Source organism: Streptomyces sp. NPDC057307, from assembly GCF_042667665.1.
Classification (GTDB): domain Bacteria; phylum Actinomycetota; class Actinomycetes; order Streptomycetales; family Streptomycetaceae; genus Streptomyces.
In genome coordinates this window covers 32,655-46,960 of sequence record NZ_JBHUZM010000052.1, presented here as the reverse complement: position 1 = coordinate 46,960, position 14,306 = coordinate 32,655, and the positions used below count along the sequence as shown (strand labels likewise).

Sequence of the window (14,306 nt, the reverse complement as noted above, 5' to 3'; positions counted from 1 at the left end):
GGCCGTGTACGCGGCCCGCCCGGCGACCGCCGGTAGGACATTTGTCCCGGCCGAGTCCGTACATGCGCATCTGCCGGAGCCCCACGCGCTCTCCGTAGCGTCGTCGGCATGACACAGACCACGGCAACGACCCCGCCAACGACCACGGCGGTACGCGTCGAAGGCGCCGTCAAGTCCTTCGGCGCCGTACGCGCGGTGGCCGGCGTCGACCTCGACATCGCACGCGGCGAGACCGTCGCCCTCCTCGGCCGCAACGGCGCCGGCAAGTCCACCACCATCAACCTGCTGCTCGGCCTCGACGAGCCCGACAGCGGACGCGTCCGCCTCTTCGGCGACACCCCCGAGCGCGCGGTGCGGTCGGGGCGGGTCGGCGCGATGCTCCAGGACGGCGGGCCGATCCGCCGCGCGACGGTACGCGAACTCGTGTCGTTCATGGCGAGCACCTACCCGCACCCGCTGCCCGTCTCCGAGGCCCTGCGCCTCGCCGGGCTCACCGAACTCGCCGCCCGCCGCGTCGACAAACTCTCCGGCGGCCAGTGGCAGCGCGTCCGCTTCGCCGTCGCCCTGGCGGGCAGCCCCGAGCTGATCGTCCTGGACGAGCCGACGGCGGCCCTCGACGTGGAGGCCAGGCGCGCGTTCTGGGCGTCGATGCGGGCCTATGCGCGCCGGGGCAACACCGTCCTGTTCTCCACGCACTACATGGAGGAGGCCGACGACAACGCCGACCGGATCGTCGTCATGGACCACGGCCGGATCGTCGCCGACGGCAGCGGCGAGCGGATCAAGCGCGCGGTCGGCGGCCATCTCGTGGCCTTCGACCTGGCGGGGCACGGCACGGAAGGGCTCGGCACACTGCCGGGTGTCGTGTCGGTGGAGGTACGGGGCGACCGGGCCCGGCTGCGTACGGACAACTCCGACGCGACCGTGATGGCGCTGGTCGGCCTCGGCAAGGTGCGGGGCCTGGAGGTCGCCCACGCCACGCTGGAGGACGCGTTCCTCACGCTCACCGCCGCACAGGACGCGAAGCCCGTTGCCCCACAGGACACGAAGCCCGCCGCCGCACAGGGCGCGAAGGAGACGGTGTGATGCTCGACTACGTCAGGCTCGAAGTACGGCGCACACTGCGCGACCCGGGATTCGTGATCTTCAGCGCCGGGATGCCCGTGCTGATGTACATGCTGTTCACCAACCTCGGCGCCGCCGACGACGGCGACAACGCCTGGAAGACGACCGCCATGGTCGGCATGGCCGCCTACGGCGCGCTCGGCGCCGCCGTCAGCGTCGGCACGGGCATCGCCGAGGACCGTTCGCTCGGCTGGCTGCGCCAGCTGCGCATCACCCCCATGCGGCCCCGTCAGGTCGTACTCGGCCGCGCGGTCACCAGTTCGGTGACCGTCCTGCCCGCGATCCTGGCGGTCCTCACGTCCGGCGCCGTGTCCAACGGCGTACGGCTCGACGCGTGGCAGTGGGTGGTGCTGGTCCTGCTGCTGTGGGGGGGCACGCTGCCGTTCACGCTGTTCGGGATCGGCAACGGCTACCGGCTCTCCGCGCAGACCGCCGGAGTGCTCAACGTGGCCGCTCTGATGGGTCTGGCGGTGATCGGCGGGCTCTGGTTCCCGATCGAAGCCTTCCCGGGCTGGCTGCGGACGGTGGCCGAGTACACCCCCGCCCACGGCTTCGCCGAACTCGGCTGGGCCACGACCAACGGCCACGCCCCGGGAATCGCGGCGGTCGCGGTGCTCCTCGGCTGGCTGGCGGTCTTCGGTTCGTACGCTGTGATGTCCTACCGCAAGTCTGCGAGGACGGTATGACCGACAATCCGACGAAGGCACGGCGCAGGCAACGGCCGGGCCCGGCCTCCGGTTTCGCCATGCTGCCCTGGCTGTTGCTCGGCCTCGGCTCCCTCTCCAACCTCGTCCAGGGCCAGACCCCCAATCCGTGGCTCGGCGGCGTCGGTCTGTTCGTCTTCAACTCCCTCTACATCAACGTGGTGTTCCGCGCCTTCCACCCGGCGACGCGCAACAGCCGGGGCACCTGGTGGTCGCTCGCCGGGATGGCCGTGATGACGTTCGGCCTCGGCGGCACCTACGGCGGCAGTTGGCTGCTGTTCTTCCCGCTGTTCGGACTCGCCTGCGGCACGGTGCTGCGCGGCCGGTACCTCGCCCTGGTGGGCGCGCCGCTGACGGTGGTCGTCGCGGTCGTCGCGGCGCTCCACGACGGCTGGGGCGCGGTCGCCATCGCGTACGGCACGGTCATGTCGATGCTGGTCACCGCCGCGATCCTGGCCCTGTCCGAGACGGTCGTGGAGCTGCGCGCCACCCGGCAGGAGCTGGCGCGCTCGGCGGTCGAGGAGGAGCGGCTGCGTTTCTCGCGCGATCTGCACGACCTGCTCGGCCACACGCTGTCCGTGATCGTGGTGAAGTCGGAGGCCGCGCGCCGGCTCGCGCCGCGCGACATGGACGCGGCACTGGAACAGGTCACCGACATCGAGTCCGTCGGCCGGCAGGCGCTGACGGAGATCCGCGAGGCCGTCACCGGCTACCGCGACGCCAGCCTGTCCACCGAGCTGGACCGGGCGCGCTCCGCGCTGACCGCCGCCGGGATCGAGCCCGTCGTACGGCAGTCGGGGCCGCCGCTGGAGCCGCGTACGGAGGCGCTGCTCGGCTGGGTCGTACGGGAGGCCGTCACCAACGCCGTACGGCACAGCGGGGCGACCCGGTGCGAGATCACGGTGAACGGCGCACCGGAACGGGTCCGGCTGGTGATCACGGACGACGGCCGCGGCGTAGGCTCCGGACCGGCCGCCGTCGATGCGGACGGCGCGGGGACGGGTGGCGTGGGGACGGACGGCAGAGGGACCGGCGGCAGGGGTACGGGCCTCAAGGGGCTCACCGAGCGGCTGGCGGTGGCGGGCGGCTCGCTCGACGCGGGACCGGCGGGACGGGGCGGCTTCCAGGTCACGGCCGTCCTCCCGGTGGATCCCACGACGGACGCGCCGACGACCATGGCGACCGCTTCACGGAGCACCCCACCGACCACTTCACCGACGACCTCACCGACGACCTCACCTTCACCGACGGATTCGGAGCGACCGGCATGATCAGAGTCCTTCTCGCGGAGGACCAGGGCATGATGCGCGGCGCCCTCGCACTCCTGCTCGGCATGGAGAGGGACATGGAGGTGGTCGCCCAGGTGTCCACCGGGGACGCCATCGTCGCCTCGGCGCTCACCGCGCACCCCGACGTGGCGCTGCTCGACATCGAACTCCCCGGCCGCAGCGGTCTCGACGCCGCCGCCGACCTGCGCGACGCGCTCCCCGACTGCCGGGTCCTGATCCTCACCACCTTCGGCAGGCCGGGCTATCTGCGCCGGGCCATGGAGGCGGGGGCCGCCGGGTTCCTGGTCAAGGACGGGCCGGTGGAGGAGCTGGCCGAGTCGATCAGACGGGTGCTCGCGGGCGAGACCGTCGTCGATCCGGCGCTGGCCGCCGCCGCGCTGAGCGCGGGGCCGAGCCCGCTGACCGCACGGGAACGGGACGCGCTGAACGCCTCCGTGGACGGCGCGACCGTCGCCGACATCGCGGCGAGGCTGCATCTGTCCGAGTCGACCGTACGGAACTACCTCTCGTCGGCGATCGGCAAGACCCACACCCGTAACCGCATGGAGGCCGTACGGGCCGCCCGTCAGCAGGGCTGGCTCTGAACAGCCCTCCCGGGGAACGGAGTTACGTGTCCGAGTGGCGCGGCAGCCAGAAGAACATCAGCACGGCCGCCGCGAGCAGCAGCCCCGAGCCGGTCCTGAAGGCCAGCGCGTACCCCTCGGTGAGCGCGCCCGGACCGGTCCCGTGCGCCGTACGCGCCGCCGCGACCGTCGAAAGGACCGCGAGGCCGATGGCCCCGCCCATGGTCCGCGAGGTGTTCACGAGGCCGGAGACGAGCCCGGCCTCGCCGGGTGCGGCGCTCCCCGTCGCGAGGGCGGCGAGCGGTGTCATGGCCAGCCCGGCGCCGGCCATCATCAGGATGCCGGGTCCCAGGATCGTCCTGAGGAAGGTGCCGTCGGCGGTCATCATCGACTGCCAGCCGAAGCCGACGGCGCCCACGAGCGCGCCGAGGACGGCGACGTGCCGGGCGCCGACGCGCCGCATCACCAGGGGCGCCAGCTTGGAGCCGAGCACGACGCTCAGCGAGCTGGGTATGAGCGCGAGGCCCGCTTCCAGGGGTGTGTAGCCGAGGACGTTCTGGGCGTAGACGGTCATGAAGAACCACATCGCGAACGACGCCGAACCCGTCACCACCATGCCCGCGTTGGCCGCCGACACCGCCCGTACCCGGAAGAGCCGCAACGGCATCAGCGGCTGTTTCGTGCGCGCCTCCACCAGCAGGAAGGCGGCGAGCAGCAGCAGTCCGCCGAGCAGCGGCACGAGTGTCGCGGCGGCGCCCCAGCCCGCCTGCTCGGTCTGCACGATGCCGTAGGCGACGACGGCCAGACCGCCCGTGACGAGTACGGCGCCCGGCAGGTCCAGCCGGCGCCGCGCCTCCTTCGCCCGGCTCTCCGTCAGCCACAGCACGGCCGCGACCAGGACCAGCGCCCCGGCGGGCACATTGATCAGCAGCACCCAGCGCCAGGACAGCACGTCGGTGAGGACGCCGCCGACGAGCCCGCCCGCCGCGCCGCCACCCGCGCCGACGGCCGCCCAGGTCGCTATGGCCCGCGTCCGCGCCGGTCCGGCGGGGACGGCGGCGGTCAGGATGGTGAGGGTCGCGGGGGCCAGCACGGCGGCGCCGAGCCCCTGCACACCACGGGCGGCGAGGAGCTGCCAGCCCTCCTGCGCGAGACCGCCGGCCAGGGACGCGACGGTGAAGACGCCCAGACCGGCGAGGAACATCCGCTTGCGCCCGAAGATGTCGGCGGCCCGGCCACCGAGGAGCATGAACCCGGCGAAGGCGATCGAGTAGGCGTTGAGCACCCACTGGAGGCCGATGGTGCTCAGGCCGAGGTCGATGCGCATCGACGGCAGGGCGACATTCACGACCGAGACGTCGAGGACGACGAGGAACTGCCCGGCGCACGCGGCGAGGATGACGGCCCAGGTACGGGTCGACCGGGTACCGACGGCGCCGGACTCGGACCCGGAACCGATCTCGGGACCGGCCCCGGGACCTGTTTCGGTCTCAGGGTCGGCCTCGGCCTCGGCTTCGGCTTTGACCTCGGTTTCGGGGTCGGCTGTCGGCCTGGGGTCGGTTTCGGGTGCGGTGCCTGCCGGGACGTGGGACATGGCGGTAATAGTTACACCCCCACCCCTGCCCCGTACATGGGGACATCGGTGTACGGGACGGGGCCGCCGGACCTAGGCCCCTGTGCGGTGCCGGGCGGGTGAGGAACACCGGGGTCAGGAATACCGGGGCCACCGGGAAGCGTTCAGCTCGCATCTACTTAGTGGCCTCAAGCACCCTTTTTGATGGCCTTGCTCACTCCTCGCCTGCCCGGAGGCTTCACCTATGCCACAAGCGACACCCGACCAGTACGCCGGATCCGGCCCCGCCCCCGGGGCCGTTCCGCGTAAGCGGGGGCCCGGCGGTGTCGTACCCGTACTCGCGTTCGCCGGCATCACCGTCGCCGTCATGCAGACCCTGCTCGTCCCGATCATCAAGGACCTGCCCGCGCTGCTCCGCACCTCGCCCGACAACGCGACGTGGGTCATCACGGCGACCCTCCTCGCCGGTGCGGTGTCCACCCCGATCATGGGACGGCTCGGCGATCTGTACGGCAAGCGCCGGATGCTGCTCGCGAGTCTCGCCGTCATGGTCGTCGGCTCGCTGGTCTGCGCGTTCACCGACGATCTGACGGTGATGATCGCCGGCCGCGCGCTCCAGGGCTTCGCGATGGGCGCGATACCCCTGGGCATCGGCATCATGCGTGACGAGCTGCCCCGCGAGAAGCTGGGCTCGGCGATGGCGCTGATGAGTTCGTCGATCGGCGTGGGCGGCGGACTCGCCCTGCCCGCCGCCGCGTTCGTCGCCCAGCACGCCGACTGGCACACGCTGTTCTTCGGCGCCGCCGGGCTCGGCGTGCTGTCGATGGTGCTGACCGTTCTCGTCGTACCGGAGAGTTCGGTACGGGCCGGCGGCCGGTTCGACTGGTTCGGCGCGCTCGGGCTCTCCGCGGGCCTGGTCGCCCTGCTGCTGCCGGTCACCAAGGGCAGCACCTGGGGCTGGACCTCGTCCACGACGCTCGGGCTGTTCGGTGTGGCCGTGGTGATCCTCGGGCTGTGGGGCTGGATGGAGCTGCGGCTCAAGGCCCCGCTCGTCGACCTCCGTACCAGCGCGCGCCGCGAGGTGCTGCTCACCAACCTCGTCTCGGTGATGGTCGGCGTCGCGTTCTACGCGGTGTCGCTGATCCTCCCGCAGCTGCTGCAGCTCCCCACCTCCACCGGTTACGGCCTCGGCCAGTCGATGGTGGTCGCGGGCCTGTGCGTCGCACCGCTCGGTCTGACGATGATGTTCGTCGCACCGGTCTATGCCCGGATCTCGGCGCGGCGCGGCCCCAAGGTCTCGCTGATGATCGGCATGGCCGTCATAGCGGTCGGTTACGGCGCGGGGCTGGTCATGATGAGCGCCGCCTGGCAGACCGTCGTGATCTCGGTGGTCCTCGGCGCGGGCATCGGTCTCGCGTACTCCTCGCTGCCCGCCCTGATCGTCGGTGCGGTCGACCCGAAGGAGACCGGCGCGGCCAACGGGCTGAACACGCTGGCCCGTTCGATCGGTACGTCGGTCTCCAGCGCCGTCATCGGGATGGTGCTGGCGCGTACGGCGATCGGTACGGGTCCCACGGCGGTGCCCAGCCTGCACGGCTTCCGTATCTCGTTCGTGATCGCCACCGTCGCCGTGCTCGGTGGTCTGGCACTGGCGGCGTTCCTGCCGTCCCACAAGGCGTCGACCCGGACCGAGTTGCTGGCCAGCAGCGAGGACGACGTCGCCCCGCCCGCCGCACCCGCCGTTCGGGGATTCCGCGGCCGGGTGCTGGACGCCGACGGCGCGCCCGTCGCACGGGCGAACGTCACGCTGATCGACCCTCGCGGCCGTCAGGCGGGCCTCACCACGGCGGACGACGAGGGCAGGTACGCGCTCGCGGCCCCGGCGGCCGGTCGGTACGTCCTGGCCGGCTCGGCCACGGGCCACGCTCCGTACGCCCACCCGGTGACGTATCTCGGCGACGGCCTCACGGTGGATGTCGACCTGGTCCTGGCGCCTCGGGCGGCGGTGCGGTCGTAGGGCGCGTCGGCGCGCGGGACGGCGTACGGCAGCATGAGCACACCGCACCGCACACACGCACCACGCGCACCACTCAGGAGGAACACATGACCGCCGGGACCGCCCCGTACGAACCGACCCCGGCAAGCGCCCCCACCCCCTCCCCCTCCCCCGACGTCCTCGCGGCCTTCGAGTCCGCCAAGGGCTTCATGCCGAGGGGTGAGGGTCTCGCGCTGTACGCCGCCGCCACCGAGGCCGCCGCCCTCGGGCTGCCGCTGCTCGAAGTCGGCACGTACTGCGGCCGTTCGACGATCCTGCTCGCCGACGCCGCCCGCGCGGCCGGTGTCACCGCGCTCACCGTCGACCACCACCGCGGCAGCGAGGAGCAGCAGCCCGGCTGGGAGTATCACGACCCGGCGGTCGTCGACCCCGAGGTGGGCCGGATGGACACCCTGCCGTCCTTCCGCCGCACGCTGCACGCGGCCGGTCTCGAAGACCATGTCGTGGCGCTGGTCGGCCGCTCCCCACAGGTCGCGGCGGTCTGGGACGGCCGGCTGGGCCTGGTGTTCATCGACGGCGGTCACACCGACGAGCACGCGAACGGTGACTACGAGGGCTGGGCACCGCATCTCGCGGAGGGCGGGCTGCTGGTCGTCCACGACGTGTTCCCCGACCCGGCGGACGGCGGGCAGGCCCCGTACCGGGTGTGGCTGCGGGCGCTGGCGTCCGGCGCGTTCGCCGAGGTCTCGACGTACGAGTCTCTACGAGTCCTGCGACGTACCGGCGCCGGAACCTGACGCTCCGTCCCGCACGGACTAGCATCGCCGGGTGTCGTACGACGAAAGCCACTCCCCCGCCCCCCGCCGCCGGATCCCGCGGACCGCCCTCGTGCTCGCGATCGGCGCCCTGGTGCCCGGCGCGTTCGCCGGGTGGATGATCTGGCAGGCCACCGGCGGATCCGACGACGGGGCCCCCGCCCGGGCCGCGAGTGCGTCCGCCCCCGCCGAGCGGCCCGGCTCCCCCGGCCCCGAGCCGAGGCCGGACCTTTCGAAGTCGCCGTCGCCGTCCCCGTCGAAGTCCGCTCCGGGCGACGACGGCGCACCGGGCGACGCGCGCCCCGCTCCCGGCGAGGGGCCGCTCACGGGACGGATCGTCGTCATCGACCCCGGGCACAACCCGGGCAACTTCAAGCACACCACCGAGATCAACAAGCTCGTGGACATCGGAACCAACCGCAAGGAATGCGACACCACGGGCACCGCGGGCAACGCCGGTTACACCGAGGCCGAATTCACCGCCGATGTTTCACAGCGCCTCCGCACTCTCCTCCGTAAAGAGGGCGCGACGGTGAAACTCACACACGAGAACGACCGTCCATGGGGACCCTGTGTGGACGAGCGTGCGGAAATCGGCAACAAGGCCGGGGCGGATGCCGTCATCTCCATCCACGCGGACGGCTCGGGCGTCGGCAACCGCGGCTTCCATGTCATCCTTCCCGCGCTGGTGAAGTCGGGCGGGGCCGACACCACAAAGATCGTCGCGCCCTCGCGCGATCTCGGCGAACGCGTCGCGGGCAATTTCGTACGCGCGACCGGAAGCGCCCCTTCCAATTACGTCGGCGACGGCACGGGACTTGATGTCCGCGACGACCTCGGCGGACTGAATCTGTCGACCGTGCCCAAGGTCTTCATCGAGTGCGGCAACATGCGGGACTCCAAGGACATCGCCCTGCTGTCGAGCGCCGACTGGCGCCAGAAGGCGGCGCGGGGAATGGCCGACGGCATCAGCAGTTTCCTGAAGCGATAGCGGCACGGCGGGAACGGCGACGGGAACGCCGGACGGGCACACCCGGCAGAGACAACTGGCGGTAACGCCTCGGGAACACCGTCCGAACAGCCGGGAAACGGCAACGGATTCACAACGAAAAGACCGCGATCGATTCTTCGGCGCGCACTCCCGCAACCGTTGGAGGGCTTGCCGTTGTCCTCTCACGAGGTGGCCCGGAACCGAGAAGACGACCCGCTCGGGCAGACGGTAGATTCATCCGTACGATAGGGAGCCGCCCCCGAGCTTCGCACTTCGCACCGTCGCCCTCGCGCCGGTGGCGACCGCCCCGACGAGACGATCTACGAAGGACTTTTCACGTGAACATCCGCTCCCTCACACGAGGCGATGGCGTGGTGATCGGAGCAGCGGTGGTGCTGTTCATCGCCTCGTTCCTCGACCTGATCGGTATCGACTGCCCGCAGGGCGTCGACTGCTCGAACTTCAGCTCGAACGCCTGGGACGCACTCGGCCTTCTGATGAGCATGTTCATCGCCGGAATCATCGGCGCTGCGCTCATCGTCGTCGGACGCGCCATGCCGGGCCGGAAGGTGGCCGGTCTGGACCTCGGTCAGTTCGGTGTCGCCCTGACCGTCTTCGCCCTGTGGACGGCGTTCTGGAACATCATCGACGCGGACAACGCGGGCGCCGGCATGATCCTCGGCCTGCTCTCCACGATCGTTCTCGCCGCGGGCGCGGTCGCCACCCCGCTCGTTCCCGCACTCAAGGCGCCCCTCGTCGGCGCCCCGAAGCCGCAGGTCGCCTCGCCGTACGGCCAGCCGGGCCACCCCGGCCAGGGTTACGGCTACCCGGGCGCCCAGCAGCAGCCGTACGGTGGCCAGCCGGGTCAGCCGCAGCCCGCGTACGGCGGCCCCCAGCCGGGTCAGCCCGGTCCCGGCCAGCCCTCGCAGGGCGGACAGCCGGGGGCCCCGGGCCAGAAGCAGGACGGCGCGCCCGCCGGTAACTTCGAGCCGTTCTGGTTCGCCGTGCCGGTGGCCCGTCCCCTGTACGGCGAGGACGGCTCGCCGTCCCCGATCGCCGAACTCGCGCCCGGTACGTGGTACTTGGCCGTCGAGCAGCGCGGTCCGGGTCTGGTCGCCCAGACACAGGACGGCCGTCGCGGTCTGCTCCAGGACACGACCGGCATCCAGCGCGGCTGACCGGCGCGCACACCCGCACCACCGCGGCCCCTCGCCCCACCGGGCGGGGGGCCGTCGGCGTACCAGACACAGCATGTGGGTCAGGTAAGGGTTTCACTCGCTCCGAAGCGGCAACACGGACGTCATGGCCTCACGTCAACGCAGTGGAAGCAGCGCAGCAGCCACGATCCTCATAGTGATCGCGGATGTCATGGCCTTCATCTTGGGCCTGTGGATTTTGATGTACCTGCTGGACGCCAACCGCGCCAACGACCTGGTGAACTTCGTCCAGGACGCGGCGCGCTGGCTCGCCGGCTGGTCCTACGACCTGTTCACCTTCGACGAGGCATGGGCGCGGGTGGTGTGCGGTTACGGTCTCGCGGCCGTGGTCTACCTGTTCATCGGCCACGCACTGGCCGGCCGGATCCGTCGGGTCTGACGCTCCGTCAGCATCCAGCCTGACGCTCCATCGGCAACTGATCGGCCACTGATCGAATGCGCCGTCGGCGACTGATCGGATGCGCCGGCACCGGCTCTCAGCCGCCCTGTTCGCAGCAGTCCGGCTCAAGTCCGGACGGCAGCCTCTCACCGCTGAAAACCGCCGTGGTCGCCTCGTCCCCCCCGAGCGCGGCCACGGCCAGCAGCAGTGACGCCGCCGTCCAGCTCGTCAACTCCTCGGGCCAGACGGCCTTCTCGCCCTCGAAGACGTAGCCCGTCCAGTACATGCCGCCGTCCGCGCGCAGATGCCTGATGGACTGGAGTACGTCCAGCGCCCGGTCGGACTCGCCCACCACCCAGAGCGCCATGGCGAGTTCACAGCTCTCGCCGCCGGTGACCCACGGGTTGGGCAGCACACAGCGCACCCCGAGTCCGGGAACGACGAAGCGGTCCCAGCCCTCCTCGATCCGGGCCTTCGCCTGCGGCCCGGTCATCGCTCCGCCGAGGACCGGGTAGTACCAGTCCATCGAGTAGTGGCTCTTGTCGAGGAACCGTTCGGGGTGCTCGCGGATCGCGTGCCCCAGCGATCCGGCCGCCAACTCCCAGTCGGGCTGGGCCTCTTCGCGCTCCTCCGCGATGGCGAGCGCGCAGCGCAGCGCCTGGTGCACGGACGAACTGCCGGTCAGCAGCGCCTCGTCGACGGCGGTGCCGTCGGCCTCGCGCTTCCAGCCGATCTGCCCGCCGGGCCGCTGGAGCGCCAGGACGAACTCGACGGCGGAGTGCACGACGGGCCACATCCGGTCGAGGAACGCCTCGTCGCCGGTGGCCAGATAGTGGTGCCAGACCCCGACGGCGGGATAGGCGCAGAAGTTGGTCTCTCGGCTCAGGTCGGTGGGCCGGGCGGCCTCGCCGTCGTCGTAGGCGGCGTACCAGGACCCGTCCTCGTTCTGATGCCGTGCCAGCCACTCGTACGCGCGCGCCGCGGCCTCGTGTTCACCGGACGCGTCGAGCGCCATGGCGGCCTCGGTGTGGTCCCACGGGTCGAGGTGGTGGCCTCGGAACCAGGGGATGGCGCCGTCGGGGCGCTGCACCGCGAGGATGCCCGCGACGGTCTCGTCGGCCTGATCCGCCGTCAGAACACCGGGCAGGACGAGGTGTTCGGTGCGGTCGGGGCCGCGACCGGGCAACGTCACTTGCCCTCCGCCGTCGGCAGGTGCGGCTTGGTGGCGTAGGCGACGAAGCTCTTGCCGACGACCGGGTTGAGCAGTTGCTCGGCGAAGCGGGTCGCGAAGGGCTTCTTCATGATGTCCCAGACGAGCAGCTTGTGGTACGCGCGGACGGGCAGCGCCTGGTCGTTGTCCACGCCGAAGGCGCACTTGAGCCACCAGTACGGCGAGTGCAGGGCGTGCGCGTGATGGGTGCCGTACGGCCTGAGCCCGGCCTCCCGCATCCTGCCGAGGAGTTCGTCGGCCTTGTAGATGCGGATATGGCCGCCCTCGACCTCGTGGTACGCGTCGGAGAGCGTCCAGCAGACCTTCTCGGGGCCGTACCGGGGCACGGTCACGGCGATCCGGCCGCCGGGCCGCAGGACACGGACCATCTCGGCGAGTACGCCCTTGTCGTCGGGGATGTGCTCCATGACCTCGGAGATGATCACGACGTCGAAGGACTCGTCGGGGAAGGGGAGGTTGAGCGCGTCCCCCTCCATCGCGGTGGCGGTGGCGCCGGGTGGCGCCTCACCTTCCTCCTTCATCGCGGCGAACCACGTGGCGACCTCGCGGATCTCCGCACCGTTCCGGTCGAGGGCCACGACCTGGGCACCGCGCCGGTAGCACTCGAAGGCGTGCCGGCCCGCGCCGCACCCCAGATCGAGCACCCGGTCGCCGGCGGCGAGCGGGAAACGGGAGAAGTCCACGGTCAGCACGGGTTCCTGCTTTCGCGGTCGGGGTGGAGGACACGGAGTGGGTCAGAAGGTCGAGGGACGGAGAAGGAGCCGCGGCCGGGCCGAGGGCCCCATCAGCGCGCCGCCCCCGCGCGGGCGGCGACGGCCGCGCGGTACAGCTCGACGGTGCCCTCGGCGGCGCGCGCCCAGGTGAACCGGCTCAGCACCCGCTCACGCCCCGCGGCACCCAGCCGCTCGCGCAACTCCCGGTCGTCGAGCAGCCTGTTGAGCGCGCCGGCCAGCGCGTCCGCGTCGCCGGGCGGCACGGCCAGACAGGTCTCGCCGTCGGCCCCCGCGACCTCGGGGATCGCACCGCCGGTGGTGGCGACGAGCGGGGTGCCGGTGGCCATGGCCTCGGCGGCGGGCAGCGAGAAGCCCTCGTACAGGGACGGCACGCAGGCGATCTGGGCGCCGCGCACGAGGTCGACCAGTTCGGCGTCGGAGATGCCCTTGACGAACCGGACGGCGTCGCCGAGCCCGTACTTCTCGATGGCCCGGTAGACCGGCCCGTCCTCGGCGCGCTTGCCGACCACGACGAGATGGGCCGCCGGATTCGACGTACGCAGCTTGGCCAGCGCCTCGACGAGATGGATCAGGCCCTTGAGCGGTACGTCGGCGCTGGAGGTGGTGACGATCCGGCCCGGTATCTCCCGTACGGCGGGGTCCGGCGAGAACAGGCCCGTGTCGGCGCCGATATGGACGACCCGGATACGGTCGGGCCGCACACCGAGGTGGTCGGTGATCTCCTGCTTCGAGGTCCCGGAGACGGTGACCACGGCGGGCAGCCGGCGCGCGACGCGCTTCTGCATACGGGTGAAGGCGTACCAGCGGCGTACGGAGGCGCGGGCGCGCCGCCCGTCGGCGGCGTCGATCTCCAACTGCCGGTCGACGGTGATGGGGTGATGGATGGTGGTGACGAGGGGGGCGCCGAGGTCGCCGAGGAGCCCGTAGCCGAGCGTCTGGTTGTCGTGGACGACGTCGAACTCGCCCCGGCGGGCGGCCAGATGACGGCGGGCCCGCAGCGAGAAGGTCAGCGGCTCGGGAAAGCCGCCGGTCCACATGGTGGCGACTTCGAGGGCGTCGATCCAGTCGCGGTACTCGCCGCGCTTCGGTGTCCGGAACGGGTCGGGCTGCCGGTAGAGGTCGAGACTGCCGAGTTCGGTGAGCGGGACGCCTTCGTCGAGTACGGGGTAGGGCTGGGCGCCGATGACCTCGACGCTGTGCCCGAGGCGGGCCAGCTCGCGCGAGAGGTGTCGTACGTAGACGCCTTGGCCGCCGCAGAAGGGGTTGCCCTTGTAGCTGAGGAGCGCGATGCGCAGCGGCCGGTCCGGCGCGCCGGAGGTGGCCCCGGGCCCCGCGGGGGTACCCGCCTCTATGGCCTCAGCGGTCACTCTCGGCCCTCACTTCTCACTTCACTTTCGCCGGAGCGTAACCGCTCGCGTCAATCCGGAACAAGTTCCCGTCGGGTGGACGGGAGGACACAGCGAACCTCGAATCTACCGGCAGGTAAGGATGTGCAGAGGGGCGGACCGTGGTGATTCGCGCCACGACGGGCCCGTGCGGTGCGGGCCGGACACGGTAGGTCGACCTGGTTTCTGACGGTGCGTCAGTCGCCGCTCGTCGCCGGTCTTCCGTGGGGCACCTGTCGCCCCGTCCGGCGATCGGGGACGAAAGCGACATCCGGGCGGGACCGGTGGAGCCGGCGGCGGCGTC

The 14,306-nt window shown here is 71.6% G+C and carries 13 protein-coding genes; 9 read left to right on the top strand and 4 right to left on the bottom strand.

The features are described from left to right. The first annotated feature begins 108 nt into the window (after positions 1–108). Genes ACFUN8_RS19565 through ACFUN8_RS19550 form a run of 4 tightly spaced genes read left to right on the top strand, consistent with a single transcriptional unit; the run spans position 109 to position 3,702 of the window. Complete coding sequence (locus ACFUN8_RS19565; protein WP_383638844.1) at positions 109–1,086, top strand: ABC transporter ATP-binding protein; 978 nt, start codon at positions 109–111, stop codon at positions 1,084–1,086. Next, positions 1,086–1,811 carry an ABC transporter permease gene (locus ACFUN8_RS19560; RefSeq protein ID WP_383638841.1) on the top strand — a complete coding sequence of 242 codons (726 nt, stop codon included), beginning with the start codon at positions 1,086–1,088 and terminating at the stop codon, positions 1,809–1,811. The genes ACFUN8_RS19565 and ACFUN8_RS19560 overlap by 1 nt, the downstream gene beginning before the upstream one ends. Continuing rightward, a complete protein-coding gene (locus ACFUN8_RS19555) occupies positions 1,808–3,100 on the top strand; it encodes a sensor histidine kinase (RefSeq protein WP_383638838.1) in 1,293 nt (430 codons plus the stop codon). The genes ACFUN8_RS19560 and ACFUN8_RS19555 overlap by 4 nt, the downstream gene beginning before the upstream one ends. Then, positions 3,097–3,702 carry a response regulator gene (locus ACFUN8_RS19550; RefSeq protein WP_383638834.1) on the top strand — a complete coding sequence of 202 codons (606 nt, stop codon included), beginning with the start codon at positions 3,097–3,099 and terminating at the stop codon, positions 3,700–3,702. Before ACFUN8_RS19555 ends, ACFUN8_RS19550 begins: the two co-directional genes overlap by 4 nt. A gap of 22 nt (positions 3,703–3,724) precedes the next feature. Here the strand turns inward: ACFUN8_RS19550 and ACFUN8_RS19545 are convergent, their stop codons facing one another. Then, positions 3,725–5,275 carry an MFS transporter gene (locus ACFUN8_RS19545; protein ID WP_383638832.1) on the bottom strand — a complete coding sequence of 517 codons (1,551 nt, stop codon included), beginning with the start codon at positions 5,273–5,275 and terminating at the stop codon, positions 3,725–3,727. A 223-nt stretch (positions 5,276–5,498) separates the two neighbouring features. Between ACFUN8_RS19545 and ACFUN8_RS19540 the strand changes: the two genes are divergently transcribed. The 5 genes from ACFUN8_RS19540 to ACFUN8_RS19520 all read left to right on the top strand — a co-directional run bounded on the left by ACFUN8_RS19540 (position 5,499) and on the right by ACFUN8_RS19520 (position 10,652). Beyond that, positions 5,499–7,271 carry an MFS transporter gene (locus ACFUN8_RS19540; protein WP_383638829.1) on the top strand — a complete coding sequence of 591 codons (1,773 nt, stop codon included), beginning with the start codon at positions 5,499–5,501 and terminating at the stop codon, positions 7,269–7,271. A gap of 86 nt (positions 7,272–7,357) precedes the next feature. Further along, positions 7,358–8,047, top strand: a complete 690-nt coding sequence (locus ACFUN8_RS19535) for a class I SAM-dependent methyltransferase (protein WP_383638826.1) — start codon at positions 7,358–7,360, stop codon at positions 8,045–8,047. A gap of 31 nt (positions 8,048–8,078) precedes the next feature. After that, the gene (locus tag ACFUN8_RS19530; RefSeq protein ID WP_383638823.1) at positions 8,079–9,056 is read left to right on the top strand and encodes an N-acetylmuramoyl-L-alanine amidase; all 978 of its coding nucleotides are present in this window, start codon (positions 8,079–8,081) and stop codon (positions 9,054–9,056) included. A 338-nt stretch (positions 9,057–9,394) separates the two neighbouring features. Further along, entirely contained in the window at positions 9,395–10,234 is an 840-nt protein-coding gene (locus tag ACFUN8_RS19525; protein WP_383638820.1) for a hypothetical protein, read from the top strand. Between the two features lie 124 nt (positions 10,235–10,358). Further along, positions 10,359–10,652 (top strand): hypothetical protein, encoded by a 294-nt coding sequence (locus tag ACFUN8_RS19520; RefSeq protein ID WP_382560060.1) that lies wholly within the window; start codon positions 10,359–10,361, stop codon positions 10,650–10,652. A 97-nt stretch (positions 10,653–10,749) separates the two neighbouring features. Here the strand turns inward: ACFUN8_RS19520 and ACFUN8_RS19515 are convergent, their stop codons facing one another. The 3 genes from ACFUN8_RS19515 to ACFUN8_RS19505 form a co-directional block, all read right to left on the bottom strand. Then, positions 10,750–11,838 carry a prenyltransferase gene (locus ACFUN8_RS19515; protein ID WP_383638856.1) on the bottom strand — a complete coding sequence of 363 codons (1,089 nt, stop codon included), beginning with the start codon at positions 11,836–11,838 and terminating at the stop codon, positions 10,750–10,752. Positions 11,839–11,840: 2 nt separating this feature from the next. Then, entirely contained in the window at positions 11,841–12,575 is a 735-nt protein-coding gene (locus ACFUN8_RS19510; RefSeq protein WP_383638817.1) for a methyltransferase domain-containing protein, read from the bottom strand. Between the two features lie 92 nt (positions 12,576–12,667). Continuing rightward, positions 12,668–13,984: a glycosyltransferase family 4 protein gene (locus ACFUN8_RS19505; RefSeq protein ID WP_383638814.1), complete on the bottom strand. Its 1,317-nt coding sequence runs from the start codon at positions 13,982–13,984 to the stop codon at positions 12,668–12,670. Between the last annotated feature and the right edge of the window lie 322 nt (positions 13,985–14,306).